This window comes from Rhodopila sp., from assembly GCF_035548235.1.
Lineage (GTDB): Bacteria > Pseudomonadota > Alphaproteobacteria > Acetobacterales > Acetobacteraceae > Rhodopila.
Genome location: NZ_DASZTJ010000032.1, coordinates 1 through 19,970, shown reverse-complemented (window position 1 = coordinate 19,970; position 19,970 = coordinate 1). Strand labels below are relative to the sequence as shown.

The 19,970-nt window shown below is 67.0% G+C and carries 18 protein-coding genes and 1 tRNA gene; 5 read left to right on the top strand and 14 right to left on the bottom strand.

The annotated features are described in order from the left end of the window. Positions 1-211: 211 nt before the first annotated feature. Genes VHB27_RS01805 through VHB27_RS01795 form a run of 3 tightly spaced genes read right to left on the bottom strand, consistent with a single transcriptional unit; the run spans position 212 to position 2,947 of the window. Positions 212-955 carry a cysteine desulfurase family protein gene (locus VHB27_RS01805; protein WP_325597117.1) on the bottom strand — a complete coding sequence of 248 codons (744 nt, stop codon included), beginning with the start codon at positions 953-955 and terminating at the stop codon, positions 212-214. Further along, complete coding sequence (locus tag VHB27_RS01800) at positions 955-2,202, bottom strand: MFS transporter (protein WP_325597115.1); 1,248 nt, start codon at positions 2,200-2,202, stop codon at positions 955-957. Before VHB27_RS01800 ends, VHB27_RS01805 begins: the two co-directional genes overlap by 1 nt. Before the next feature lie 4 nt (positions 2,203-2,206). Then, positions 2,207-2,947 (bottom strand): MBL fold metallo-hydrolase, encoded by a 741-nt coding sequence (locus VHB27_RS01795; protein ID WP_325597113.1) that lies wholly within the window; start codon positions 2,945-2,947, stop codon positions 2,207-2,209. Between the two features lie 74 nt (positions 2,948-3,021). Here VHB27_RS01795 and VHB27_RS01790 point away from each other — a divergent pair, with 74 nt between their 5' ends. Beyond that, positions 3,022-3,696 (top strand): ArsR/SmtB family transcription factor, encoded by a 675-nt coding sequence (locus VHB27_RS01790; RefSeq protein ID WP_325597111.1) that lies wholly within the window; start codon positions 3,022-3,024, stop codon positions 3,694-3,696. A gap of 977 nt (positions 3,697-4,673) precedes the next feature. Beyond that, entirely contained in the window at positions 4,674-5,243 is a 570-nt protein-coding gene (locus VHB27_RS01785) for a hypothetical protein (RefSeq protein WP_325597109.1), read from the top strand. A gap of 461 nt (positions 5,244-5,704) precedes the next feature. On the opposite strand, the gene VHB27_RS01780 is transcribed toward VHB27_RS01785, so the two are convergent. From VHB27_RS01780 to secD, 6 genes are all read right to left on the bottom strand, one after another. Further along, positions 5,705-5,780: transfer RNA gene (locus tag VHB27_RS01780), tRNA-Glu, on the bottom strand. A gap of 76 nt (positions 5,781-5,856) precedes the next feature. Next, positions 5,857-7,635, bottom strand: coding sequence for a single-stranded-DNA-specific exonuclease RecJ (recJ, locus tag VHB27_RS01775; protein WP_325597107.1), 1,779 nt, complete (start codon positions 7,633-7,635; stop codon positions 5,857-5,859). 83 nt (positions 7,636-7,718) lie between these two features. Next, positions 7,719-8,720, bottom strand: coding sequence for a class II fructose-bisphosphatase (gene glpX / locus VHB27_RS01770; RefSeq protein ID WP_325597105.1), 1,002 nt, complete (start codon positions 8,718-8,720; stop codon positions 7,719-7,721). A 117-nt stretch (positions 8,721-8,837) separates the two neighbouring features. Next, on the bottom strand, positions 8,838-9,872 hold the full coding sequence (locus VHB27_RS01765) for a tripartite tricarboxylate transporter substrate binding protein (RefSeq protein ID WP_325597103.1): 1,035 nt from the start codon (positions 9,870-9,872) through the stop codon (positions 8,838-8,840). Continuing rightward, positions 9,869-10,828 carry a protein translocase subunit SecF gene (secF, locus tag VHB27_RS01760; protein WP_325597101.1) on the bottom strand — a complete coding sequence of 320 codons (960 nt, stop codon included), beginning with the start codon at positions 10,826-10,828 and terminating at the stop codon, positions 9,869-9,871. Before secF ends, VHB27_RS01765 begins: the two co-directional genes overlap by 4 nt. A 12-nt stretch (positions 10,829-10,840) precedes the next feature. Beyond that, on the bottom strand, positions 10,841-12,418 hold the full coding sequence (gene secD / locus VHB27_RS01755; RefSeq protein WP_325597099.1) for a protein translocase subunit SecD: 1,578 nt from the start codon (positions 12,416-12,418) through the stop codon (positions 10,841-10,843). 177 nt (positions 12,419-12,595) lie between these two features. Here secD and VHB27_RS01750 point away from each other — a divergent pair, with 177 nt between their 5' ends. Then, the gene (locus tag VHB27_RS01750) at positions 12,596-13,642 is read left to right on the top strand and encodes a cytochrome c oxidase assembly protein (RefSeq protein WP_325597097.1); all 1,047 of its coding nucleotides are present in this window, start codon (positions 12,596-12,598) and stop codon (positions 13,640-13,642) included. Continuing rightward, positions 13,639-14,358, top strand: coding sequence for an SCO family protein (locus VHB27_RS01745; protein WP_325597095.1), 720 nt, complete (start codon positions 13,639-13,641; stop codon positions 14,356-14,358). Before VHB27_RS01750 ends, VHB27_RS01745 begins: the two co-directional genes overlap by 4 nt. A gap of 20 nt (positions 14,359-14,378) precedes the next feature. Here VHB27_RS01745 and VHB27_RS01740 read toward each other — a convergent pair whose 3' ends face one another. Together VHB27_RS01740 and VHB27_RS01735 are read right to left on the bottom strand one after the other, a co-directional pair. Further along, on the bottom strand, positions 14,379-15,281 hold the full coding sequence (locus tag VHB27_RS01740; RefSeq protein ID WP_325597093.1) for a tyrosine recombinase: 903 nt from the start codon (positions 15,279-15,281) through the stop codon (positions 14,379-14,381). Further along, on the bottom strand, positions 15,282-15,407 hold the full coding sequence (locus VHB27_RS01735) for a hypothetical protein (protein ID WP_325597091.1): 126 nt from the start codon (positions 15,405-15,407) through the stop codon (positions 15,282-15,284). 102 nt (positions 15,408-15,509) lie between these two features. Here VHB27_RS01735 and aroB point away from each other — a divergent pair, with 102 nt between their 5' ends. Beyond that, on the top strand, positions 15,510-17,189 hold the full coding sequence (gene aroB, locus VHB27_RS01730; RefSeq protein ID WP_325597089.1) for a 3-dehydroquinate synthase: 1,680 nt from the start codon (positions 15,510-15,512) through the stop codon (positions 17,187-17,189). Positions 17,190-17,313: 124 nt separating this feature from the next. Here aroB and cofC read toward each other — a convergent pair whose 3' ends face one another. From cofC to cofE, 3 genes are read right to left on the bottom strand one after another with little or no spacing between them, the layout of a single operon-like run. Continuing rightward, the gene (gene cofC / locus VHB27_RS01725; protein WP_325597087.1) at positions 17,314-17,961 is read right to left on the bottom strand and encodes a 2-phospho-L-lactate guanylyltransferase; all 648 of its coding nucleotides are present in this window, start codon (positions 17,959-17,961) and stop codon (positions 17,314-17,316) included. A 6-nt stretch (positions 17,962-17,967) separates the two neighbouring features. Further along, positions 17,968-18,948, bottom strand: coding sequence for a 2-phospho-L-lactate transferase (cofD, locus tag VHB27_RS01720; protein WP_325597085.1), 981 nt, complete (start codon positions 18,946-18,948; stop codon positions 17,968-17,970). Then, the gene (gene cofE / locus VHB27_RS01715) at positions 18,945-19,706 is read right to left on the bottom strand and encodes a coenzyme F420-0:L-glutamate ligase (RefSeq protein ID WP_325597083.1); all 762 of its coding nucleotides are present in this window, start codon (positions 19,704-19,706) and stop codon (positions 18,945-18,947) included. Before cofE ends, cofD begins: the two co-directional genes overlap by 4 nt. Positions 19,707-19,970 lie beyond the last annotated feature (264 nt).

The window sequence follows — 19,970 nt, the reverse complement described above, 5'->3', positions numbered from 1 at the left end:
TCGTCGAGATGCCGCCGGCACCTCGACGAGGCCCGGCCGGCGTTCGGATCTTGCCCATGAGGCGGAATATCAGGTCATGTTCGAGCGTTTCAATCACGGCGCCGAGCTGCGTGGCGCGCCACGAGGCATAGACGTTCGGCCCAAATTTCACGGGCGGCATGGTGGTGTTCACACCAGAAGCCGGCGCAGCTGATCGACAACCGCGTCGATTTCATCCGGTGTCGTTCGGCGTCCGAGACCGAAGCGCACCGCTCCCATGCCGATCTCCGGCGCCACCCGCATGCACTCGAGTACAGGCGACACCGTGATCCGCCCTGCGTGGCAGGCCGATCCCGTCGAAGCGGTGATGTTGGCATTTGCGCAAGGATTTCGGCACCAACCCGACCACTGACTCTTGCGCGAGATCGCAGGCGGCGCCGAGCGCCGTCGCCAGCAGCGCGCTTTCCGTGCCAGCCCGCCGGCCATCTGCATGCCCCGCGCCGCAGATCAGTGGCTCCATTACGGCTTCGTCACGGACGTAGAGCGCGCCCACACCCTTGGGGGCGTGGAGCTTATGTCCTGCGACCGAAAGGAGATCGACGCCCAGCGCATCGACCTTGGTTGGAATCTTTCCGACCGATTGGGCAGCGCCGGTATGGAAGCGTACGCCATGTTCCTGCGCTATTGCGCCGATTTCTTCGATCGGCGGAATCGTTCCCGTTTCATTATTGGCGTGCATGATGGTGATCAGAATCGTCCGCGGCGTGATCGCGCGTTTCACCGTATCAGGATCGACCTGGCCGATGCCGTCGACCTGCAGGTAAGTGACCGCAGCCCCCAGCCGTTCAAGAAAGGCAAGCGGTTCCAGGATTGCGGGATGTTCCGTGGCTTGCGTCACGATGTGATGTCCTCGGCCGCGCCGCGCAAAGTAGCTTCCGATGAGCGCAAGGTTGTTGGCCTCGCTTCCGCCACTCATCACACCGCCCGCCGGTGCTCGTTCATCGCGATCGCGACGATGGCGCCGGAGACGAAAGTGACAGCGGCGATCGCCAGGATGGCTGCGACGAACCCGAAGCGATCGGCGATGAGGCCGCCCGTGAGCGCACCAATCGCATAGCCAAGATCGCGCCAGAATCGATAGACGCTGAGCGAGCGCGCCCGCCAACTCGGATGGGCCTCGTCGGAGACGGCCGCGATAAGGCTGGGATAGACCATTGCCGTTCCGACGCCAAGCAGCACGCTCGCCACGAGCCACCACAAGAAATGTCCGGTAAGCCCCGTCAGGATCAACCCCAGCGCCTGCACCCACATGCCGGCGACGATGAGGCCCTTGCGGCCCCATCGATCGCTCAACGGACCGGTGATGACCTGACCAATGCCCCAGACCGCAGGATAGACTGCCTTCAAGATGCCGATCCGCTCCACGCCGAGACCGAGCGCGCTGAAGAAGAGCGGGAAGATCCCCCAGCTCATGCCGTCGTTGAGATTGTTCACGAGCCCGGCCTGCGAGACGGCGAACAGGTTCCGATCGGTGAAAGAGGTCCGCATGAACACTTCGCGGAACGAGAGGGCGGTGGCGGGCTTCGCCAGTCCGCGCGTTTCGAGGTGGACGTGATGTCGGGTGTCGTGGATCACGAAGATCGAGAGAATCACCCCTCCGACGGCGTAGCCGACGCCGAGATAGATCGGCACCGGGCGAAGCCCATGGCGGCTGGCAAGATAGCCCGTTAGGAAGGCCGTCACACCGACCGCGAAATAACCCGCGAATTCATTGAGACCGACCGCCAGCCCGCGACTTTTGGGACCGACGATGTCGATCTTCATGTTGACCGTCATCGACCATGCGAAGCCCTGGTTGAGGCCTAGCAGTGCATTTGCGGCGACGATCCATCCCCAGTCGGGCGCGACGATGATCATGAAGGGGACCGGGAGGCCCAGCAGCCAGCCGGTCACCAGCACGCGCTTGCGGCCCCACGTGTCGGCAAGCTGGCCGGAGACGAGGTTGGCGCAGGCTTTGACGACGCCGAAGCTGACGATGAAGGATGTGATCAGCGTCGTTGATGCGAGGCGGAATTGCTCGGAGCCGATCAACGGCACGACAGTCCGCTCCATCCCGACCATGCCGCCCACGAGCGCATTGACCAGGATGAGCAGGGAGAATTGCTCCCAATTCTCCCTGATGCCGAGCCTGACCGCGGACGCGTCGCTGGCAGGGCCCGCCATCGCACTAAGCTGCCGCTATGTCGCGGCCGGCGTTGGCCGCACGCAGGCGGGCGGCTTCCGGCGGCGGCGGTGGAATCTCGCTCAGCATGAAGCGGATGAACTCGGCTTCGCTGCCGATGCCGAACGCCTTGTTGTGGCGCTTCTCGAAGCCGAGGGTCGAGATCGGATTGGCGCTGAGACTGCGCCCGCACACCGAGCCGGCGTAGGCACCGGGCAGGACTTCGAGATAGTCCGGCAGCGCCTTCAGCTTGCCGACGCTGCGAAACAGATCCTTCGCACCGTCCTCGGCGCTCACCGCCAGCTCGGTACGGCCGAGATCGCCGATCATCAGCGTATGGCCGGTGACGACGAACCACGGCTCATCGGCGCGGGTTCGATCCGTTACCAGCAGGCAGATATGCTCCGGCGTGTGGCCGGGTGTATGCAGCACGCTGATGACGACGTTGCCGAGCGGGATATCCTCACCGTCCCGAACGCCCTTGAACGGAATGGCGACATCGGCATCGGCGTGCAGCACGTACTCGGCGCCGGCGGCATCGGCGAGGGCACGGCCGGTCGAGAGATGATCGGCATGGACATGTGTGTCGATCACGTAATTGACCTTCATGCCGGTGTCCGCGGCGGCCCGCAGGTAGGTGTCCGGCGCGGACACAGGATCGACGACCGCGCCCGTGGCCTTGCCGCCGCAGCCGAAGAGGTATGAGATGCCCACGGGTTCGGTATGGAGAAATTGGCGGAGAATCATGGACTTGCTCCCTGGCCGCGTGATTGATAGATTCATTCAATCAATACGCTGAATGATTTACTAAGGAGAATGGGATGTCAAGCGCCGGCCCGAAGCAGGCGATCTACGAGAGTCTATCCGAGGTGGCGCAGGCGCTCGGCCATGCCAATCGGCTGGAGTTGCTGGAGCACCTGGCGCAGCGGGAGCGGTCGGTCGAGGAACTGACGGCCCTTTCGGGCATGAGCTTCGCCAACACCTCACGTCATCTGCAAATCCTGCGACGCGCTCGCCTGGTGGATACCGCGCGCAATGGCAAGCGCGTGCTCTACCGGCTTTCCAATGGCGATGAAGTCGTGGGGCTTATGAAGGCTCTCGGTCGCGTCGGCGAGCGCAATGTCGCCGAGGTCAACCGCGTGCTGACGGACTATTTCTGTGCCCGCGATTCGATGGAGGCCGTATCACGCGCCGAATTGGTCGCCCGGCTCGGGGACGGCCTCGTGACCGTGCTGGATGTCCGGCCCGAAGACGAGTTCTCACAAGGCCATCTGCCAGGGGCGCGGAACATCCCGCTCGCCCAACTCGACCGGCGGCTGAAAGAGTTGCCCAAGAGCACGGAGATCGTCGCCTATTGCCGCGGGCCCTATTGCGTCCTCGCATTCGAAGCGGTTGCTGCGCTGCGCGCGAAGGGCTTCAAGGCGGCCCGTCTCGAAGACGGGTTTCCGGAGTGGAGAGCGGCGGGCCTCACCGTTGAGACTTCCACCGCGGCTTGATCGGCCGCTCGTCTTTCGGAGAGGCTGATGAAGGTGATGACGATCGCCGCCGCGTAGGCGGCCGCTTCGCGCGAGGCCGGCGCCCGGCCTGGCCTGCACCGCGTGAGTGCCTGCATCACGCCGGACGGATCCGTGATTTCCGGCACGCCGGCCAATGTTTTCATCGGTACACCGCCTTCGCCGGCATCGGTTTCGAAGGTGAAGGCGTCCTTCACGAAAATCCCCGGTTTGCGGTGCGACCTTCGACGACATCGAGCAACGCCTTTGGCTGATCTGTCGACCGTACCACTCGGACCTCACCGCCAGGCGGCTGACCCGGGATGAGCGGGAGGCGGAGTTTCAGGCTTACCGGAACCGGCGGCAGCGGACGGTGAGGCGGAAGATGGGGCTGCCTTGACTGTGGCGGCTTGCGCGAAAGGGTCCATAGGACGCGAACGAATTCGACCGGGACACTCCAGGTACTGAAGCCAGAACGTTGCTTCTCCGAACGCGACCGAGCAAGAATCCTTTCGCGAACTGAAGCGCTGGCCACGGACAGCGCACGTTACTTGGTAAAGCCATCCATATTTCGAAGTTCCCTCATAGGAAACCTTGGCGCATGGTTCAGTGTTGGGGTGTCCGTAAACCCGGCCTACTCCCGCCAGCCTTTGCCAACAAGCACCGGAGCATGTCGTCTTCGGATCACATACTGCACGTCTTCTCTTCGGCATGATGCACCCCCGACTACATCAAACCGGAACATTCCCTTTTGGTATTGACATTGATCAAAGCCGAGGCGATTGACGATGCGTAACGGTGGGGCTGGGACGCTAGTGTCTCACCCACCCAAACTCGGCCGCCCTTCGGGGCGGCCCCTTTTTCTGACGCTCGTAAGCAGGGTGAGCATTTCACCCCGTCGAATTGACCCGCATCAATGCCAGAGCAACCCGGCTCTGATCTTTCCGGCCGGTCATGTACTGCGGATGGAAGGGAGGACGATGTCAAAACTGCAGTGGAAGAAGGACGGAAACGGCTCAATATTCGCCGAACGGCATCCGTTGCGAGCCACGATATTGCAGGTAGAGGGGCAATCGTTCGCCCGATATGTGCTACAGGCTCCATGTCGAATTGGTGTCGATCAGTTGTTGGAATCGGGTACCGCGCCAAATGTGGAACAGGCCAAGCAACTTGCTGAAGCAGCCTTGGCGCGGCGGCAGGATATCCCGGTACAACAACAAAAGCTGATAATGATCGTCCTGGACAACGAAATTGGCCGGCGCCTTTTGGCGGCGGCTCTGCGCAAGCACGACCATACTGTTATCGAGGTATGCTCTGATGAGGAGGTGTCCCTAGCCCTCGCTCGATTGCCTCGCCCGGATCTTCTCATCCAGAAAGATCCATTTGGAAATGAAGCAGACGATCGTGCGTTTCTTAAGTTCTCTTGTGGTATCAACACCGCCATCACCATAGCACTTGATGATCCAACCCATACCCCAGACGACCTCATCGGACGGGCTGTCTGGGAGCTGCTGAATGCCCGGGATCAGCGGCCACGCAATCTGCACTAGGCAGTCTCTCCGGGGGTCCGCCTTGGGAAATTAGGGGCTTGCTCCAAATAGCCCCGCAGCCAAGCAAAAGCGGCCCGGAGCTTGTCCCCGGGACCGTCGACATCTCTGAAATGACTAAGTTGGAAAAGACTACGTCACATCACGCTACGTGACCGCCTGACCGCCTGACGAGGTGAGGCCTGTCGGATCACCCGCCGCTTCAATGCAATCTATGGTGGCGATTGCTTTCTATCCAAGGTTGCTATTCCGGTGGAGCGCCATGGCTGCGCCTGCCCCCGGATGCATGAAGCTGGTTTCCCACTAAATGCCGTCTTTCGTGTCGAACCTCCGGCCCCTGCATCCCGAACAAAGTGCTCTTGCCACCATGCGTACATACATCGGCATCTATCGTCAGATAACTTTGTCCACGCCCGCACACCGGACAAATACCTGGCCGGCCGAGATTGACCCATTGAAAGTATTGGCGTCCCGTAGGGGATTCGAACCCCTGTTACCGCCGTGAAAGGGCGATGTCCTAGGCCTCTAGACGAACGGGACCAGCCTGCGGAGGCGGCCTCGTAGCGGAGCATCCAAGTCCGGTCAAGCGCGATATCGAGACCAGCGGTCGAACATCTCAGGCAATCGCGGCGTCGGACACCACGAAACACGGCGTCACCGACCCGTTCCACGCCTCCGCCCGCAGATGGCCGGCCAGGTGCATCGCCATCCCCTGGCCCCGCGCCAGCAGGGCATCCGCCAGCGCCCCCTCCCGCGCCCGGAATAGCATCACCTTCAGTCGCGGCCCTCCGCCCTCGCCTTCCACGAACGCGCGGACCGTATTGCCCTCCCGCCCGACCCGGTCGGCACGCAGGACGCGGGCGCGGTGCAGCACCAGCATCGGCTCCTCGTTGCCGGCCCCGAACGGGGCGAGCCGCTCCAACTGCTGCGCGACCTCGGTCGTCGCTCCTTGGACCGTCAGGCTACCCTCGATCGCCAGGTCCGCTGCCCCCGGCAGCACCCGCGCCGCCGCCAGCCGCTCGTCCAGGAACGCGTGGAACGCGTCCATCCGTTCCGAATGCAAAGAGAACCCGGCGGCCATGGCGTGACCACCGCCCGTGCTCAACAGCCCGGCCTGACGGGCCGCGATGATCGCGGCCCCCAGGTCCAGTCCCGGCACCGACCGGCCGGATCCCTTGCCCACCCCGTCCGATATCGCCGTAACGCAGGCCGGCCGGTTGAAGCGTTCCTTGATCCGCCCGGCGACGATGCCCACCACGCCCGGATGCCAGCCCTCCCCGGCGACCAGCAACACGGCGTGGCCTCGGGCAACCTGCGCCTCGGCCGAGCGCATGGCAGTGTCCATGATGATCGATTCGACGTCCTGGCGCTGGCGATTGACCGATTCCAGCCGTTCGGCAAGCGCCAGTGCCTCGATCCGGTCCTCGGTCAGCAGCAGCCGCAGCCCCAGATCGGCCTCGCTGATCCGGCCTCCGGCGTTGATCCTGGGCCCCAGCGCGAAGCCGCACGTGCTGGCGTTCAGCCGTTCACGCGCGCCCGTCACCTCCAGCAGCGCCGCGATCCCCGGCCGCGCCCGCCGCGCCATCACCTTCAGCCCCTGGCACACCAATGCTCGGTTCAATCCGGTCAACGGCATGACGTCGCAGACCGTGGCCAGAGCCACCAGGTCCAGCAGGGACAACAGGTCGGGTTCGGCGGCGCCGTTGAAATGCCCCAGGCGCCGCAGCGCCCGCACCGTCGCGACGGCGGCCAGGAACGCGACCCCGGCGGCGCACAGCGTCCCCAGCCCGGAATGGTCGTCCAGCCGGTTCGGATTGACCGTGGCGAGGACGACAGGCGGCGGCCCCTCGGCCTTGTGGTGGTCCAGCACGATCACGTCGGCCTGCCCGGCGACGGAGGCCAGCGTCTCCGCCGCCGCGGTGCCGCAATCGACGCACACGATCAGGCTGGCACCCAGGCCCACCAGCCGGCGCAGCGCGGGCACATTGGGGCCATAGCCCTCGACGATGCGGTCGGGCACGTGATGATGCACAGCGCAGCCCAGCATCCGCAGCAGCCCGACCATCAACGCCGCGCCGCAGGCGCCATCCACGTCGTAGTCGCCGAACACGGCCACCGTCTCACCCCGCCGCACCGCCTCCGCAAGGCGATCGGCCGCCAGGTCCATGTCCACCAGCGCCGACGGATCGGGCAGCATCGCCCGCAGCGTCGGCTCCAGGAACAGGCCGGCCTGGTCGATGTCCACCGCGCGCGCGGCCAACAGCCGGCCGACGATCTCCGGCACCCCCAGGCGCTGGACGATGCCGGAGGCGACCCGCTCCTCCCCGGTCCGCCAGAGCCACCGCCGCCCCGACAGGCTGGCGGTGACGCCCAGCACGAAGTCCGAGGCGTTCACGCGCGCGACATCGCGCGAAACTGCGCATGGGCTATCACGCGGAGCCGCGTGCGGCCGCCCAGCCTGGCTTCAGCGCGCATGCGTCAGCTCGACACCCAGGTTTTCGTCTCGAAGTTATGGTGCGCCTCGATGAACCGCACCGTGCCCGAACGGCTGCGCATGACGATCGAGTGCGTGATGGCGGAGCCCGGACGGCGGCGCACGCCGCGCAGCATGGCCCCGCTGGTGACGCCGGTGGCGGCGAACATCACGTCGCCCTTCGCCAACTCATCCACGTTGAAGCAGCGCTTGGGGTCGGCGTGGCCCATCGTTCGCACGCGCTCGACCTGCTCGTCTGCCTCATACAGCAGCCTGCCCTGCATCTGGCCGCCGACACAGCGCAGCGCGGCCGCGGCCAGCACGCCCTCCGGCGCGCCGCCGGAACCCAGGTAGATGTCGATATCCGCGTCCGGCATGGCGGTCGCGATCACGCCGGCCACGTCGCCGTCGCTGATCAGCATGATCCGCGCCCCGGCCTCCCGGCAATGCGCGATGATCTCCTTGTGGCGGTCGCGGTCCAGGATGCAGACGGTCAGGTCGGAGACCTCGCACTTCTTGGCCTTGGCCAGGCTTCTCAGGTTCTTGCCGACCGGGTCGTCCAGGCTGACGACGCCCGGCGGCAGGCCGGCGCCGACGGCGATCTTGTCCATGTAGATGTCGGGCGCGTGCAGGAAGTTGCCGTTCTCGGCAAGCGCGATCGTGGTCATCGCGTTCGGCCCCGCCTTGGCCGTCAGCGTCGTGCCCTCCAGCGGGTCGACGGCGATATCCATCGCCGGCCCGCCGCAACCCACCTTCTCGCCGATATACAGCATCGGCGCCTCGTCCATCTCGCCCTCGCCGATCACCACGACACCGTTGATCGCGACCGCGTCCAGGGCCTTGCGCATCGCCTCCACCGCCGCACCGTCCGCTTCGTTCTTCTTGCCGAGACCGATCCAGTGGGAAGCCGCGATGGCCGCCGCCTCCGTCACGCGGACCAGCTCCAACGCAAGGTTGCGGTCGGTCATGGCGCCCGGCGGCGCGCGATGGGCGGGTTGGTGGGCCATGGGATTTCCTCCTTGGAGTCGGCGTCGGCACCTCCTTAGCACGAAGTTTCCGACACTCGGAGGCTATCCGGTACCATTCCGCGCGGGCACCCATTGATTGATCGGCAGGCCTCCTGCCTATCCGCCCGACGAAGCCAGCCAGGGATCAGTTCGCCACAGGTCGCGCAGCATCGCCGCTTCTGCCTGCATACGCCGCGTCCAGGCCGCCCCGTCCGCCCAGGCGACATAGCAGCCGGATTGCTCCGCCTGCCGCTGAAAGGCCTCGTCGGCCGCCACTGCCTGCAACGTGGTGGCCAACCGGTCGATCACCGGCTGCGGCGTCCCCGCCGGCACACCGATACCGCGATGGACGAAGGCGCGCAGCGGGATGCCGGCCTCATCCAGCACCGGCGTATCGGGCAGCAGGCCAAGACGGCGATGTGCGGTGATGCCCAGCGCACTGAGGGTGCCGTCCTGGATGGAGCCGATCACCTCCGACAGGTTCAGCGCCGCGGCGGAGACGTTTCCCGCCACCAATGCCTGCCGCGCCGCGGCCGGCGATGGGAAGGTCACGATGTTGAGCCGCGTCTGGGCCAGCCCCTGAAGCCGCAGCGCGGTCAGGTGCGCCGGACTGCCCGGCAGGGGCGTCGCCAGCGGCACCGCGTCGGCGTCATCGCTCGCGCGGCGGATGATGTCCTGTACCGAATCGGCCGGCTTGTCGGCCTGGGTCACGAAAGCGATCGGTTCCCGCTCGACTTGGCCGACCAGCCGGATGCGGTCCAGCAGCGATGGGTCCCCTCGGTCGATGGCGCGCGCGGCCAGCGTCGGCGTCATCACCCAGCCGATCGCCCCCGTCGTGGCCTCTTTCGGCGGCGGCGCGTCCGCCAGCCCCGTCAGCATGGTGTAACCACCGTTCCCGGGCCGGCTGACGGGATCGACCTCGGCCCCGAGGTGACGCCCGAAGCATTGCGCGAAATCGCGGGCGATGCGGTCGTTGACCGATCCGGCCGGCACGCCGACCAGCAGGTAGACGGGCCCGGCCCCCTTCTCGTCCCCTTTCTGATCCGCCGCCTGCTCCCCCGGTTCGCCCCCTTGGGCGGCGGTGCCTGACAGCCCCGCCCAAACGGAAGAAAGAAGGGCGCAGCCGCCGAGCAGGGAGCGCCGGCGGATCACGGTTCCAGGGTCGCCTGCGCCTTCCGCACCGGCGCGGCCGCGTCGCGGCGCAGGCGGTGCTCACCCAGGAACAGCAGAATCGGCGCAGCGATGAAGATCGAGGACGACGTGCCCACCACGATTCCGAACAGCATCACCCAAGCGAACCCCGAGATCGACTCGCCGCCGAACAGGGCCAGCGGCAGGCTGGCCAGGAACACGGTCATCGACGTCCCCAGGGTGCGGTTGAGCGTTTCGTTGATCGACAGGTCGATCAGGTCGCGCAGCGGCATCGTCTTGTATTTCCGCAGGTTCTCCCGCACCCGGTCATAGACCACGACCTTGTCGTTGGTGGAATAGCCCAGGATCGTCAGGATCGCCGCGACCATCACCAGGTCGAACTCGATACGCGTCAGCGCCAGGAACCCGATCGCCTTGGTGACGTCCAGGATCAGCGTGACCACCGCACCCACCGCGAACTGCCATTCGAAACGAAACCAGATATAGACCAGGATCATCACCAAGCTGATCCCCAGCGCCAGCAACCCGTTGCGGAACAGCTCCGCCGACACGCTGGCCCCCACCGCGTCGGCCCGCATGACCTTCGAGCCCGGCACGTCCTTCTCCAGCGCCGATCGGACGTCGGCGACAAGTCTCTGCGTCTCCGCCTCGGTCTTCTGCGTCCCCAGGCGGATCAGCACGTCGTCGGCGGCGCCGAAGCGCTGCACGCCCTGCTCGCCGGCATGGACCGAGGCCAGCGCCTCGTGGATCTGGGGAAAATTGGCGGGGCCGTTGGTGCGCAGTTCGATCACCACGCCGCCCGAGAAATCGATTCCCAAGTTCAGGCCGGGATGGAAGAACAGCACGATCGAGGCCAGCGACAGGACCGCCGAGGTCAACAGGCCGGCGAACCGGCCCTTCATGAACTTGATCTGGGTCCCATCGCGAACGATGCGGAAAGCCGGCTTGATGAACATCGACGAAAACCCTCAGACCGGCAGCAGCTTGGGCCGGTTGGCGACATACCAGCGCGAGACCATCAGGCGCGTCAGCATCCACGACGTGAACAGCGACGTCGCGATGCCGACGGTGATCGTCACCGCGAAGCCCCTGACCGGGCCGGAGCCGAAGACGAACAACATGACATGCGCCAGGAACGCCGTCGCGTTGCTGTCGAAGATGGTGCTGTAGGCGCGCTTGAACCCGTGCTCCAGCGCCTGCAGCGGCGGGCGGCCGAGCTTCTGCTCTTCGCGGATGCGCTCGTTGATCAGGATGTTGGCGTCCACTGCCATGCCCAGCGTCAGCAGGATGCCCGCCATGCCTGGCAGCGTCAGCGTCGCCTGCAGCAGCGACATGACCCCCAGCATCAGGACCAGGTTCACCAGCAACGCCAGGTTCGCGAACCAGCCGAACAGCCCGTAGAAAATGCCCATGAACGCGATCACGAACATGAAGCCGGCCACCAGCGAGATCGCCCCTGCCCTGATGCTGTCCGCCCCCAATTCGGGCCCGACGCTGCGTTCCTCCACCGTCGTCAGCGGGGCCGGCAGGGCACCGGCACGCAGCAGCACAGCCAGGTCGTTGGCCGATTGCGCCGTGAAGGACCCGCTGATCTGGCCGCGTCCACCGGTGATCGCCTCCCGGATCACCGGCGCCGAGATCACTTTGTCGTCCAGCACGATCGCGAAGCGATGGTTGACATTCGCTCGGGACACATCGGCGAAGCGCCGTGCGCCGACGGAGTTGAAGGTGAAGTTGACCACCCACTCCCCGGTCTCGGGGCTGGTGCCGGCCCGGGCGTCCGTCAGGTCGGCGCCGTCGACGTCGATGCGTTTGCGGACGGCGATCTTCACCGCCGGATTATCCTGCATCGGCAGGTAATCATCGCCTGGCGGCGGCGGGCCGCCGGACATCGGGTTGGCGGTCTCGTCGACCAGCCGGAAGGTCATGTGCGCGGTCTTGCCGATCAACTGCTTGATCCGGTCCGGATCGCTGATGCCGGGAAGCTGCACGACGATGCGGCTCTGGCCCTGCCGGGTGATCTGCGGGTCGACCACGCCGGTCTCGTCGATGCGTCGGCGGACGATCTCGATCGACTGGTCGACCGCGCCGGTCGCGCGCTGGGCCAGCGCGGCCTGCGACAGGGCCAGGGTGATCGTGCCGTTCGGGTTGGAGTCGATGGACAGGTCGGCCTGGCCGTTATTCGGGTCGATCGAGATCAGCGACCGCAGCGCCGCCGCCGCGGCGTCGGTCTTGGTCGCGTCCCGCAGCCGCAGCACCACCCGGTCCTGGTCCTGCTGCTCATCCAGCGACTGGTAGAAGATCTGCTTCTCCCGCAGCGCCTGGCGGATGCCGTCCGCCAGGTTGTCCAGCCGCTCCTTGACCACGGCTTTCATGTCGACCTCCAGCAGCAGGTAGCTGCCGCCGCGGAGGTCGAGGCCGAGATGCACGGTGCGCCACGGCAGCCAGGGTGCCGGCGCGGAGAACAGGTTGGGCAGGCCGAGCAGGAGCCCAAGCAGGCAGACCGCGAGAATCACGGTCGTCTTCAGGCGGCTGAAATACATCATGGCGTGGTGTCAGAAGGCTCCCGTATCGCCGTGTTCGCCGGCGGCGGCTTTCTGCGCTGCGGTCCCTGTCTTGTCCAGTACGGCGTAACTGGCCATGCCCCCCTTGGCATCTGGCTGATGACCATCATCGCGGGGTTTAACTTGCCAAGCCCTGCGACCCGGCCGATACCACCGGCGATGAGCGCCACGGATGCAAACGCCTCGAACGGCACGATCTCCACAGGCCTGGACACCCGATCACCGCGGCTGCGCCTCGGCCGCCTGATCGCCGATCCCTCGGCACGGCTCGCGACCGTGGTGATCGTCGTCGGTGCCGTGCTGGCGTGGCTGGCGAATGACTACCCGGCCGATATCCCCGCCTTCCTGCCCTGGGATTTCTACTGGACCGATTACCTATGCATCGCTTTCCCGCTGGCCTGGTACCTGCGGGGACTCTGGCTGACGCCGGCGGGGCAACGGCCGCATGCCATGCGCCGGATCGCGTTCCTGACCGGCGTGGCGCTGATATACGCGGTGACGCAGACGCGCTTCGTCTATTTCGCGCAGCACATGTTCTTCCTCAACCGCATCCAACAGTTGGGAATGCACCATATCGGCCCGGTGCTGGTGGCGCTGGGCTGGCCCGGCGACACGATCGCCCGCGGCATGCCGGCCTTCATCCACCGGATCATCCGTGCGCGCTGGCTCCAGTCGGTGATGCGCGTGCTGCAGCAGCCGGTGGTCGCCGGCTTCATCTTCGTCGGATTGCTGGCGCTCTGGGTCGATCCGGCCGTCCACTTCCCGGCGATGATCTCACCGGTCCTGTACGACACGATGAACCTGACCATGGTCATCGACGGGCTGTTGTTCTGGTTCCTGATCCTCGATCCCCGTCCGGTGCCCCAGGCCGCGCACAGCTACGCGACGCGGCTGGTCACGGTCATCCTGGTCTGCTTCCCCGAGATGATCATCGGCGCGGCGCTGAGCTTCACCACCACCTCGCTCTATGCCTACTACGACCTGTGCGGCCGGCTGATCCCGTCGATCGGCGCGCTGCAGGACCAGCATATCGGCGGGGTGGTGATCTGGATTCCGGGCTCGCTGATCAGTTCGGCGGCGTTCATGATCATCATGATCCATCTGCGCGTGCAGGAGGACAAAGCCGTCGACGGGAAGCACCGGGACGACATCGTGCTGCCCTCGGGCGCGCGGGTCTCCTCGGCAAGCTGGACGGGGCGGGCATGATCCGGCGGCGGACGCTGCTGGCCCAAGGGCTGACCGGCGGTCTGACCGCGGCCACCATGGCCGCGGGGCTGGCGGGCCGCGCCACCGCGCAGGAGGGATTGCCGGACGGGACACCGCGAGACGACCAGAAGGACCAACCGGGCGTCACGCCGGACTGGGGCAATATCGACATCACCGGCACCGCCCCGTCCCTGTCGCTGCAAATGCAGGCCACGCCGGACGGGCGCGAGGTGACCCAGGACGCGTTCCGCGGGTCCGTCAGCATGTTGTATTTCGGCTATACGTTCTGCCCGGACATCTGTCCGCTCGTGATGCAGAACGTCGTCGCTACCCTGGCGCAGGCCAAGGATGCCGGCAGACAGGTGCGATTCCTGTTCGTGACCGTCGACCCGAACCGCGACACCAACCAGGTGCTGACCGACTATACGCAGGCCTTCGGTCCCCAATTCACCGGCCTGCGCGGCAACGCCAACCAACTCGACCGCCTCGCTAGGCGCTATCGCGTGGCGTATTCGGTGTCGCCGTCGCCCGATCCTCGGCTGTACGAGGTCGCGCATTCGTCTTCGATCTTCGTCTTCGACCGGAAGCTGAACGCCCGCCTGCTGGTACCCTCGATGGCCTCGCAGAACCCCGACATCGACGGCGTCGCCCGGGAGCTGACGCGGCTGGTGACTGAGAAACCCTCGGCCTGGGACTGGTTGCGCGGGCTGGTCTGACAGGATCGGCCTTGAAGGGATTACCCCTGGCGGCCACCACGCCAGGACTCCGACAGCGGATGCCCCTCCTCCACCGCGCGCCGCAGCCGCTCGGTCTGCGTGTGGGTATAGATCTCCACCGTCGCGATGTCGGAATGCCCCAACAGCACCTGCAGCGTCCGCAAATCGGCGCCGCGCGCCAGCATATGGGTCGCGAAGGAATGCCGCAGCACATGCGGCGACACGCGCGTGGGGTCCAACCCGGCGGCCAGCGCCACCTGCTTCAGCAGCAGGAAGAACGCCTGGCGCGTCAGCGGCCGGCGCGGATCGCGGCCGGGGAACAGGTACCGGCTGGCCGCATTGGTGGCTGCCAGCAACGCCGCCGCGGCCTCCTTCGCCGCACCTGACAGCGGCACCAGCCGTTCCTTCCCGCCCTTGCCCTTGATGATCATCGCGTCGGCCCGAGCGCCGACAGCCGACCGGGGAACGGAGAGCAGTTCCGAGACGCGCATGCCGGTCGCGTACGCCAGTTCCAGCGCCGCCCGGGCGACCACGCCGGTACGGCCCGGCCGCTCGGCAGCGGCTTTCAGCAGCGCGTCGACCTCCTGCTCCGAGAGGCATTTCGGCAGCGGTTTCGGCAGCTTGGGCGTGTCGAGTTGTGCGGTCGGGTCGTCGGGGCGATGGCCCTCCCGCAGCAGGAACAGGTGGAACTGGCGCAGCGCCGACAGCCGGCGTGCGGCGGTGCGGGCGGACAGGCCGGCGGTCGCCAGCGACGCCATATAGGCCTGGCATGAGGCTGCGTCGGCCGTGCGGATCGTCTGGCCACGGGCCCGGACGAAGCTGTCGAAGTCGTCCAGGTCCAACGTGTAGCTGGCGATCGTGTTGCGCGCCGCCGCCCGTTCGACCGCCATCATCTCCAGGAAGGCGTCGACGCTGGCGTCCATTCAGTGCTGAGGGGCGAATTTGTCGTTCGGCAGCACCTTCTCCACCGGATGCGGCTGCTGGGTCGGCGGGAACACGCCCAGCATCAGCACACCACCCAGGATCGCCACCAATCCGGCCAGCACCACGAACAGAAAGATACGAATCGGATCGACTCCCCCAAAACAGCGCGGCAGGCGGCCCGCAGGGTCATCGCCTGCCGTGCCGGCAGTGTGCTAACGAGGAGCGTTATGACACGCAACACCGCGCTGCGGGAGACGCCGCTGCTCCCCGACACGCTGGCCGGCCGTTCCATCGTCCTGGTGGGGCTGATGGGCGCCGGCAAGACCTCGATCGGTCGGAGACTGGCCGCCCGCCTGGGTTTGCCGTTCCGCGACGCGGACCAGGAGATCGAGCTGGCGGCCGGATGCTCCATTCCGGAGATCTTCTCACGCTTCGGAGAGGCGGCGTTCCGCGACGGGGAACGGCGGGTGATCCGCCGGTTGCTGGCGGGCGATCCGATGGTGCTGGCCTATGGCGGCGGGGCATTCATGGACCCGCAGACCCGCGAGGCGACTCGATCCGACGCGGTGTCGGTCTGGCTGCGCTGCTCCCTGCCCACGCTGGTGCGTCGGGTGGCGAGTCGCGACAACCGTCCGCTGCTGTCCGGCCGCGACCGGGAAGAGACGCTGCAACGGTTGATGGAAGTACGCTATCCTGTCTACGCCGAGGCCGACCTGATCGTCGACTGCGGCGACGAGCCGCCCGACAACACCACGAACCAGGTCATCGACGCCCTGATGGATTACCAACCGCCGCGCCGGCTGCACGTCTCGTTGGCAACGACAAGTTACGACGTGGTCATCGGCGACGGGCTGCTGGGCCGGGCGGGGGCGCTGCTGGCGCCCCGGCTGCCGCAGAAGCGGGCGGTGGTGATCACCGACCGGACCGTCGCCGAACTACATCTTCCAACCCTGATGCAGGGCTTGTCGGACACCGGCATCGCGGCGTCCTCGATCGTCGTGAAGGGCGGCGAGGCGAGCAAGAGCCTCGACGTCTACGCCGACGTCGTCGACCAGTTGCTCGAAGCCCGGGTCGAGCGACGGACGGCGGTGATCGCGCTGGGCGGCGGCGTGGTGGGCGACCTGGCCGGGTTCGCCGCGGCGACGACGCTGCGCGGCCTGCCCTTCGTGCAGATCCCCACCACCCTGCTGTCGCAGGTCGACAGCTCGGTCGGCGGCAAGACAGGCGTCAATACGCGCCGTGGCAAGAACCTGGTCGGCGCGTTCTACCAGCCCCGGATCGTGCTGGCGGATACCGACGTGCTGGCCACGCTGCCGGGCCGGGAACTGCGTGCGGGCTATGCCGAGATCGCCAAGGCCGGGCTGATCGGCGACGCGGCGTTCTTCGCCTGGTGCGAACGCAACGGGTCGGCGGTGGTGGGCGGCGACCGGGAGGCCCAGGCGGAGGCGATCAAGCGTGCCTGCGCCTTCAAGGCCGCCGTGGTGGGCGACGACGAGCGCGAGGAGAAGCCCAATGACGGTCGCGCCCTGCTGAACCTGGGCCACACGTTCGGGCACGCGCTGGAGGCCGAATACGGCTACGACGGCGGGCTGCTGCACGGCGAGGGCGTCGCCGTCGGGCTGGGCTTGGCGTTCAAGCTGTCGGCGCGGCTGGGCCATTGCGCCGAGGCGGACGCGCAGCGGGTAATCGCGCATGTCTCGGCGGTCGGACTGCCGGCGGACCTGTCGATGCTGAACCGCCGGTTCTCGGCGTCGACGCTGATCGGGCATATGCGCCGGGACAAGAAAGTGCGCGACGGAGCACTGAATTTCGTGCTGGCCCACGGGATCGGCCAAGCCTTCACCAGCGCGGACGTGCCGCCCGACGCCGTGGTGGACCTGCTGCGGGACGAGGGGTGCGCGGCGTAGGGAGCCGCTCTGTCTTCGTCGTGGCGGATGACGGCCCACCTCTGGGCCTGGCGGCGTCGGTAAAGGGATAAGGCGTAGACGGCGAGCCCTCGCCCGCCGTGACGAATGGCGCTTAGTGCGAACCCTAGAACCCGAACCGTTCCAGCAAGGCCAGCGTGCGGGTCGGCCGGCGGGGTTTGGCGTTGACGAAGGCGCGCAGGTCGGCCGGGTGGTCGATGTCCAGCCCGATGCCGGGCAGGCGTACGACGGTCGGCTCGACCCCCGCCGCACGGGCCGCCATCAAATGCGGGAAGTAGCTGTCGTCGCCGAAGCGCAGCTTGACCGAGGCCGGTGGCGCGCACAGCACGGCGTTCGATCCAAGCTCGTCATGCGCCGGCACGATGGTGAAGGACGGCGCGGCGAGGGCGGAGCCGACGATCGCGTCGATCTCGGCGCTGGTGACGCGGGGGATGTCGCCCGGCAGGGTCAGCAAGGCCCCGCGGCCCTCGGCGATCAGGACCCGCGCCATGCCGTTGACGGCGCCGGTATGGCCGTCCAGCGCGCCCTCGGTGACGACGCGCGCCCCGTAGCGTTCGGCCAGGCCGGCAGCGGTCGGATCGATCGTGTTGACCAGGATGCCGGCCAGGCGGCGCGCGCCGGCCAGCGCCGCGAGCACGTCTTCCAGCATCGTCGCGGCAAGGACCTCACGCTGGGCGGGCGTGAGGATCGACGATGTGCGCGACTTCGCGCCGGTGAAGGACTTGACCGGGACGGCCGCCCATACGTCAGTCATGACGCCTCACGCCCCGTCCCCCGCCGTCCTGTGCCGCAGCCGCGTGTTCACCTTGCGCCGTTTCAGCACATCCGCAGCTTGCAGCACGATCTTCGCCAGCGCCTCGCGATCCTCCATCGTGGTCATCAGGGTCTGCGCCAGCAGCACTTTCGCATCGATTGAAACGACCTGCGACATGTCGCGATGGTCTATGACGTAACCATCCAGCAGCTCCGCATATCGTTTCGCGACCGTCCCCGCCGACGGATGCATCCCAAGCTCCTGCATCATCTTCGCCGTCGGGCCCTTCACCGCCTTGCCGGCGATGATCGGGGACACGCCGATGATCGGCGCGGCGCAGCCGGTCAGGGCCTGGCGGACGCCGGGGATGGCCAGGATCGGTTCGACGCTGATGAACGGGTTCGACGGGCAGATCACCACCGCCTCCAGCGCCGGGTCGGCCAGCGCGGCCATGAAGTCGGGATGCGGCTTGGCCGCGCCGGCGCCCTGGAAGCGGACTTCGCTGACCACCGGCTCGCATTTCAGGCGCACGAAGTAATCCTGGAAATCCAGCCAGCCGCGATCGGTCAGCAGCCGCGTGCGCACCGGGTCGTCGGTCATCGGGATCACCCGCGGCCCCACACCCATGCGCCGGCACAGGTCGTGGGTCACCTGCGACAGGCTCTCCCCGTTCTTCAGCCGCCGCGTCCGTTCCACATGCAAAGCGAGATCACGGTCGCCCAGGCGGAACCAGGTCTCCCCGCCCAACGCCTCCATCGTCTCCATGAACGACCAGGTCTCGTCATGGCGGCCCCAGCCGAGTTCGCGGTTGGCCAGGCCCGCGAGGGTGTAGGCGACGGTGTCGATATCGGGCGAGATCGACAGGCCCAGATGCTCGAAATCATCGCCGGTGTTGACAACGACCAGCAGGTTCTCGGGCGGCATGATGCGCGACAGACCCAGCGCGAGTTTGGCGCCGCCGACGCCGCCGGATAGGGCGATGATCACTGGAACAGGTCCTCTTCGGGGGGGCGGATCACGTCCGCCACCGGGCAGTTCGGCGCGGTCCAGGACAGGCCGCGCAGGATGACGACGGGTTGCGCCTCGTTCGCCTGGCCTTGCAGCAGGGAGGCGGCGGCGGCGATCTCATCGGCGAACCCGATGATGCTGACTTCCAGCGTGCGGCCGAACAGGTCGGGTTTGCCGCGCAGGTCGATCAGCGACGGCAGGCCGGCGGCGCCGATCGCGACGCCCGCGGTGCCGCGCCGCCAGGGACGGCCGAAACTGTCGCTGATCACGACCGCGACCTCTGCCCGCACCGACAGCGCCTGCCTGATCCGTTCGGCTGAGCCGTCGGGGTCCAGCGGCAGCAGCAGCGCGCGCTGGCGGCCGTCGGATTCGTGGACGTTCGACTGGTCCACGCCGGCATTCGCCATCACGAAGCCCAGCCGGTGCTGCATGATCATCAGGTTCGGCCGCGAACGCACGACCTTGGCCGAGTCCGACAGCACGACCTCCACGATGCGCGGGTCCTTGCCGACCTGGGCGGCCAGTTCAACCGCGCGGGCGGTGGGCACGATTTCGGCGAGATCGACCATCCGTCCCTCGGCCTTGGAAACGACCTTCTGCGCGATCACCACGACATCGCGCGGCTGCAGCGCCATCCCGGCACGGTCGAGACCGGCGAGGATCAGCGCCGGCAGGTCGTCGCCGGCCTCGACCATGGGCAGGCCGGGGATGGCGAGGAGTTCCAGACGGGCAGTCATGGGATCCTCGCGATGTCCGCGCCGAGACTGACAGGGGCTGACTTGGGGCGGCACCGATCTCCCCGCGTCGTGGTCGGCGAAGGCCGACCATCCACGCCCTTCTTTCCGCCGGCACCGCAAGTCGTGGATGGTCGGGCCGAACCCGACCACGGCGGCAGGGGCGCCGATGCCACGCAACGGCCCGGGCGGACGGTTGCGAGGCCGCGCTCGCCCATGACGCCGGGGCCGGAATCGGAAGACAACGCTGCCTGCTTTCGCCGCCCC

What these genes read in the sequence shown, in the direction of transcription:
- secF (WP_325597101.1), bottom strand. Translation starts at nt 10,828, where the DNA reads ATGTTCATCAAGCCGGCTTTCCGCATCGTTCGCGATGGGACCCAGATC.
- VHB27_RS01800 (WP_325597115.1), bottom strand. Translation starts at nt 2,202, where the DNA reads ATGGCGGGCCCTGCCAGCGACGCGTCCGCGGTCAGGCTCGGCATCAGG.
- glpX (WP_325597105.1), bottom strand. Translation starts at nt 8,720, where the DNA reads ATGGCCCACCAACCCGCCCATCGCGCGCCGCCGGGCGCCATGACCGAC.
- VHB27_RS01745 (WP_325597095.1), top strand. Translation starts at nt 13,639, where the DNA reads ATGATCCGGCGGCGGACGCTGCTGGCCCAAGGGCTGACCGGCGGTCTG.
- cofC (WP_325597087.1), bottom strand. Translation starts at nt 17,961, where the DNA reads ATGACTGACGTATGGGCGGCCGTCCCGGTCAAGTCCTTCACCGGCGCG.
- VHB27_RS01740 (WP_325597093.1), bottom strand. Translation starts at nt 15,281, where the DNA reads ATGGACGCCAGCGTCGACGCCTTCCTGGAGATGATGGCGGTCGAACGG.
- VHB27_RS01805 (WP_325597117.1), bottom strand. Translation starts at nt 955, where the DNA reads ATGAGTGGCGGAAGCGAGGCCAACAACCTTGCGCTCATCGGAAGCTAC.
- VHB27_RS01795 (WP_325597113.1), bottom strand. Translation starts at nt 2,947, where the DNA reads ATGATTCTCCGCCAATTTCTCCATACCGAACCCGTGGGCATCTCATAC.
- VHB27_RS01785 (WP_325597109.1), top strand. Translation starts at nt 4,674, where the DNA reads ATGTCAAAACTGCAGTGGAAGAAGGACGGAAACGGCTCAATATTCGCC.
- secD (WP_325597099.1), bottom strand. Translation starts at nt 12,418, where the DNA reads ATGATGTATTTCAGCCGCCTGAAGACGACCGTGATTCTCGCGGTCTGC.
- VHB27_RS01750 (WP_325597097.1), top strand. Translation starts at nt 12,596, where the DNA reads ATGAGCGCCACGGATGCAAACGCCTCGAACGGCACGATCTCCACAGGC.
- aroB (WP_325597089.1), top strand. Translation starts at nt 15,510, where the DNA reads ATGACACGCAACACCGCGCTGCGGGAGACGCCGCTGCTCCCCGACACG.
- VHB27_RS01790 (WP_325597111.1), top strand. Translation starts at nt 3,022, where the DNA reads ATGTCAAGCGCCGGCCCGAAGCAGGCGATCTACGAGAGTCTATCCGAG.
- cofE (WP_325597083.1), bottom strand. Translation starts at nt 19,706, where the DNA reads ATGACTGCCCGTCTGGAACTCCTCGCCATCCCCGGCCTGCCCATGGTC.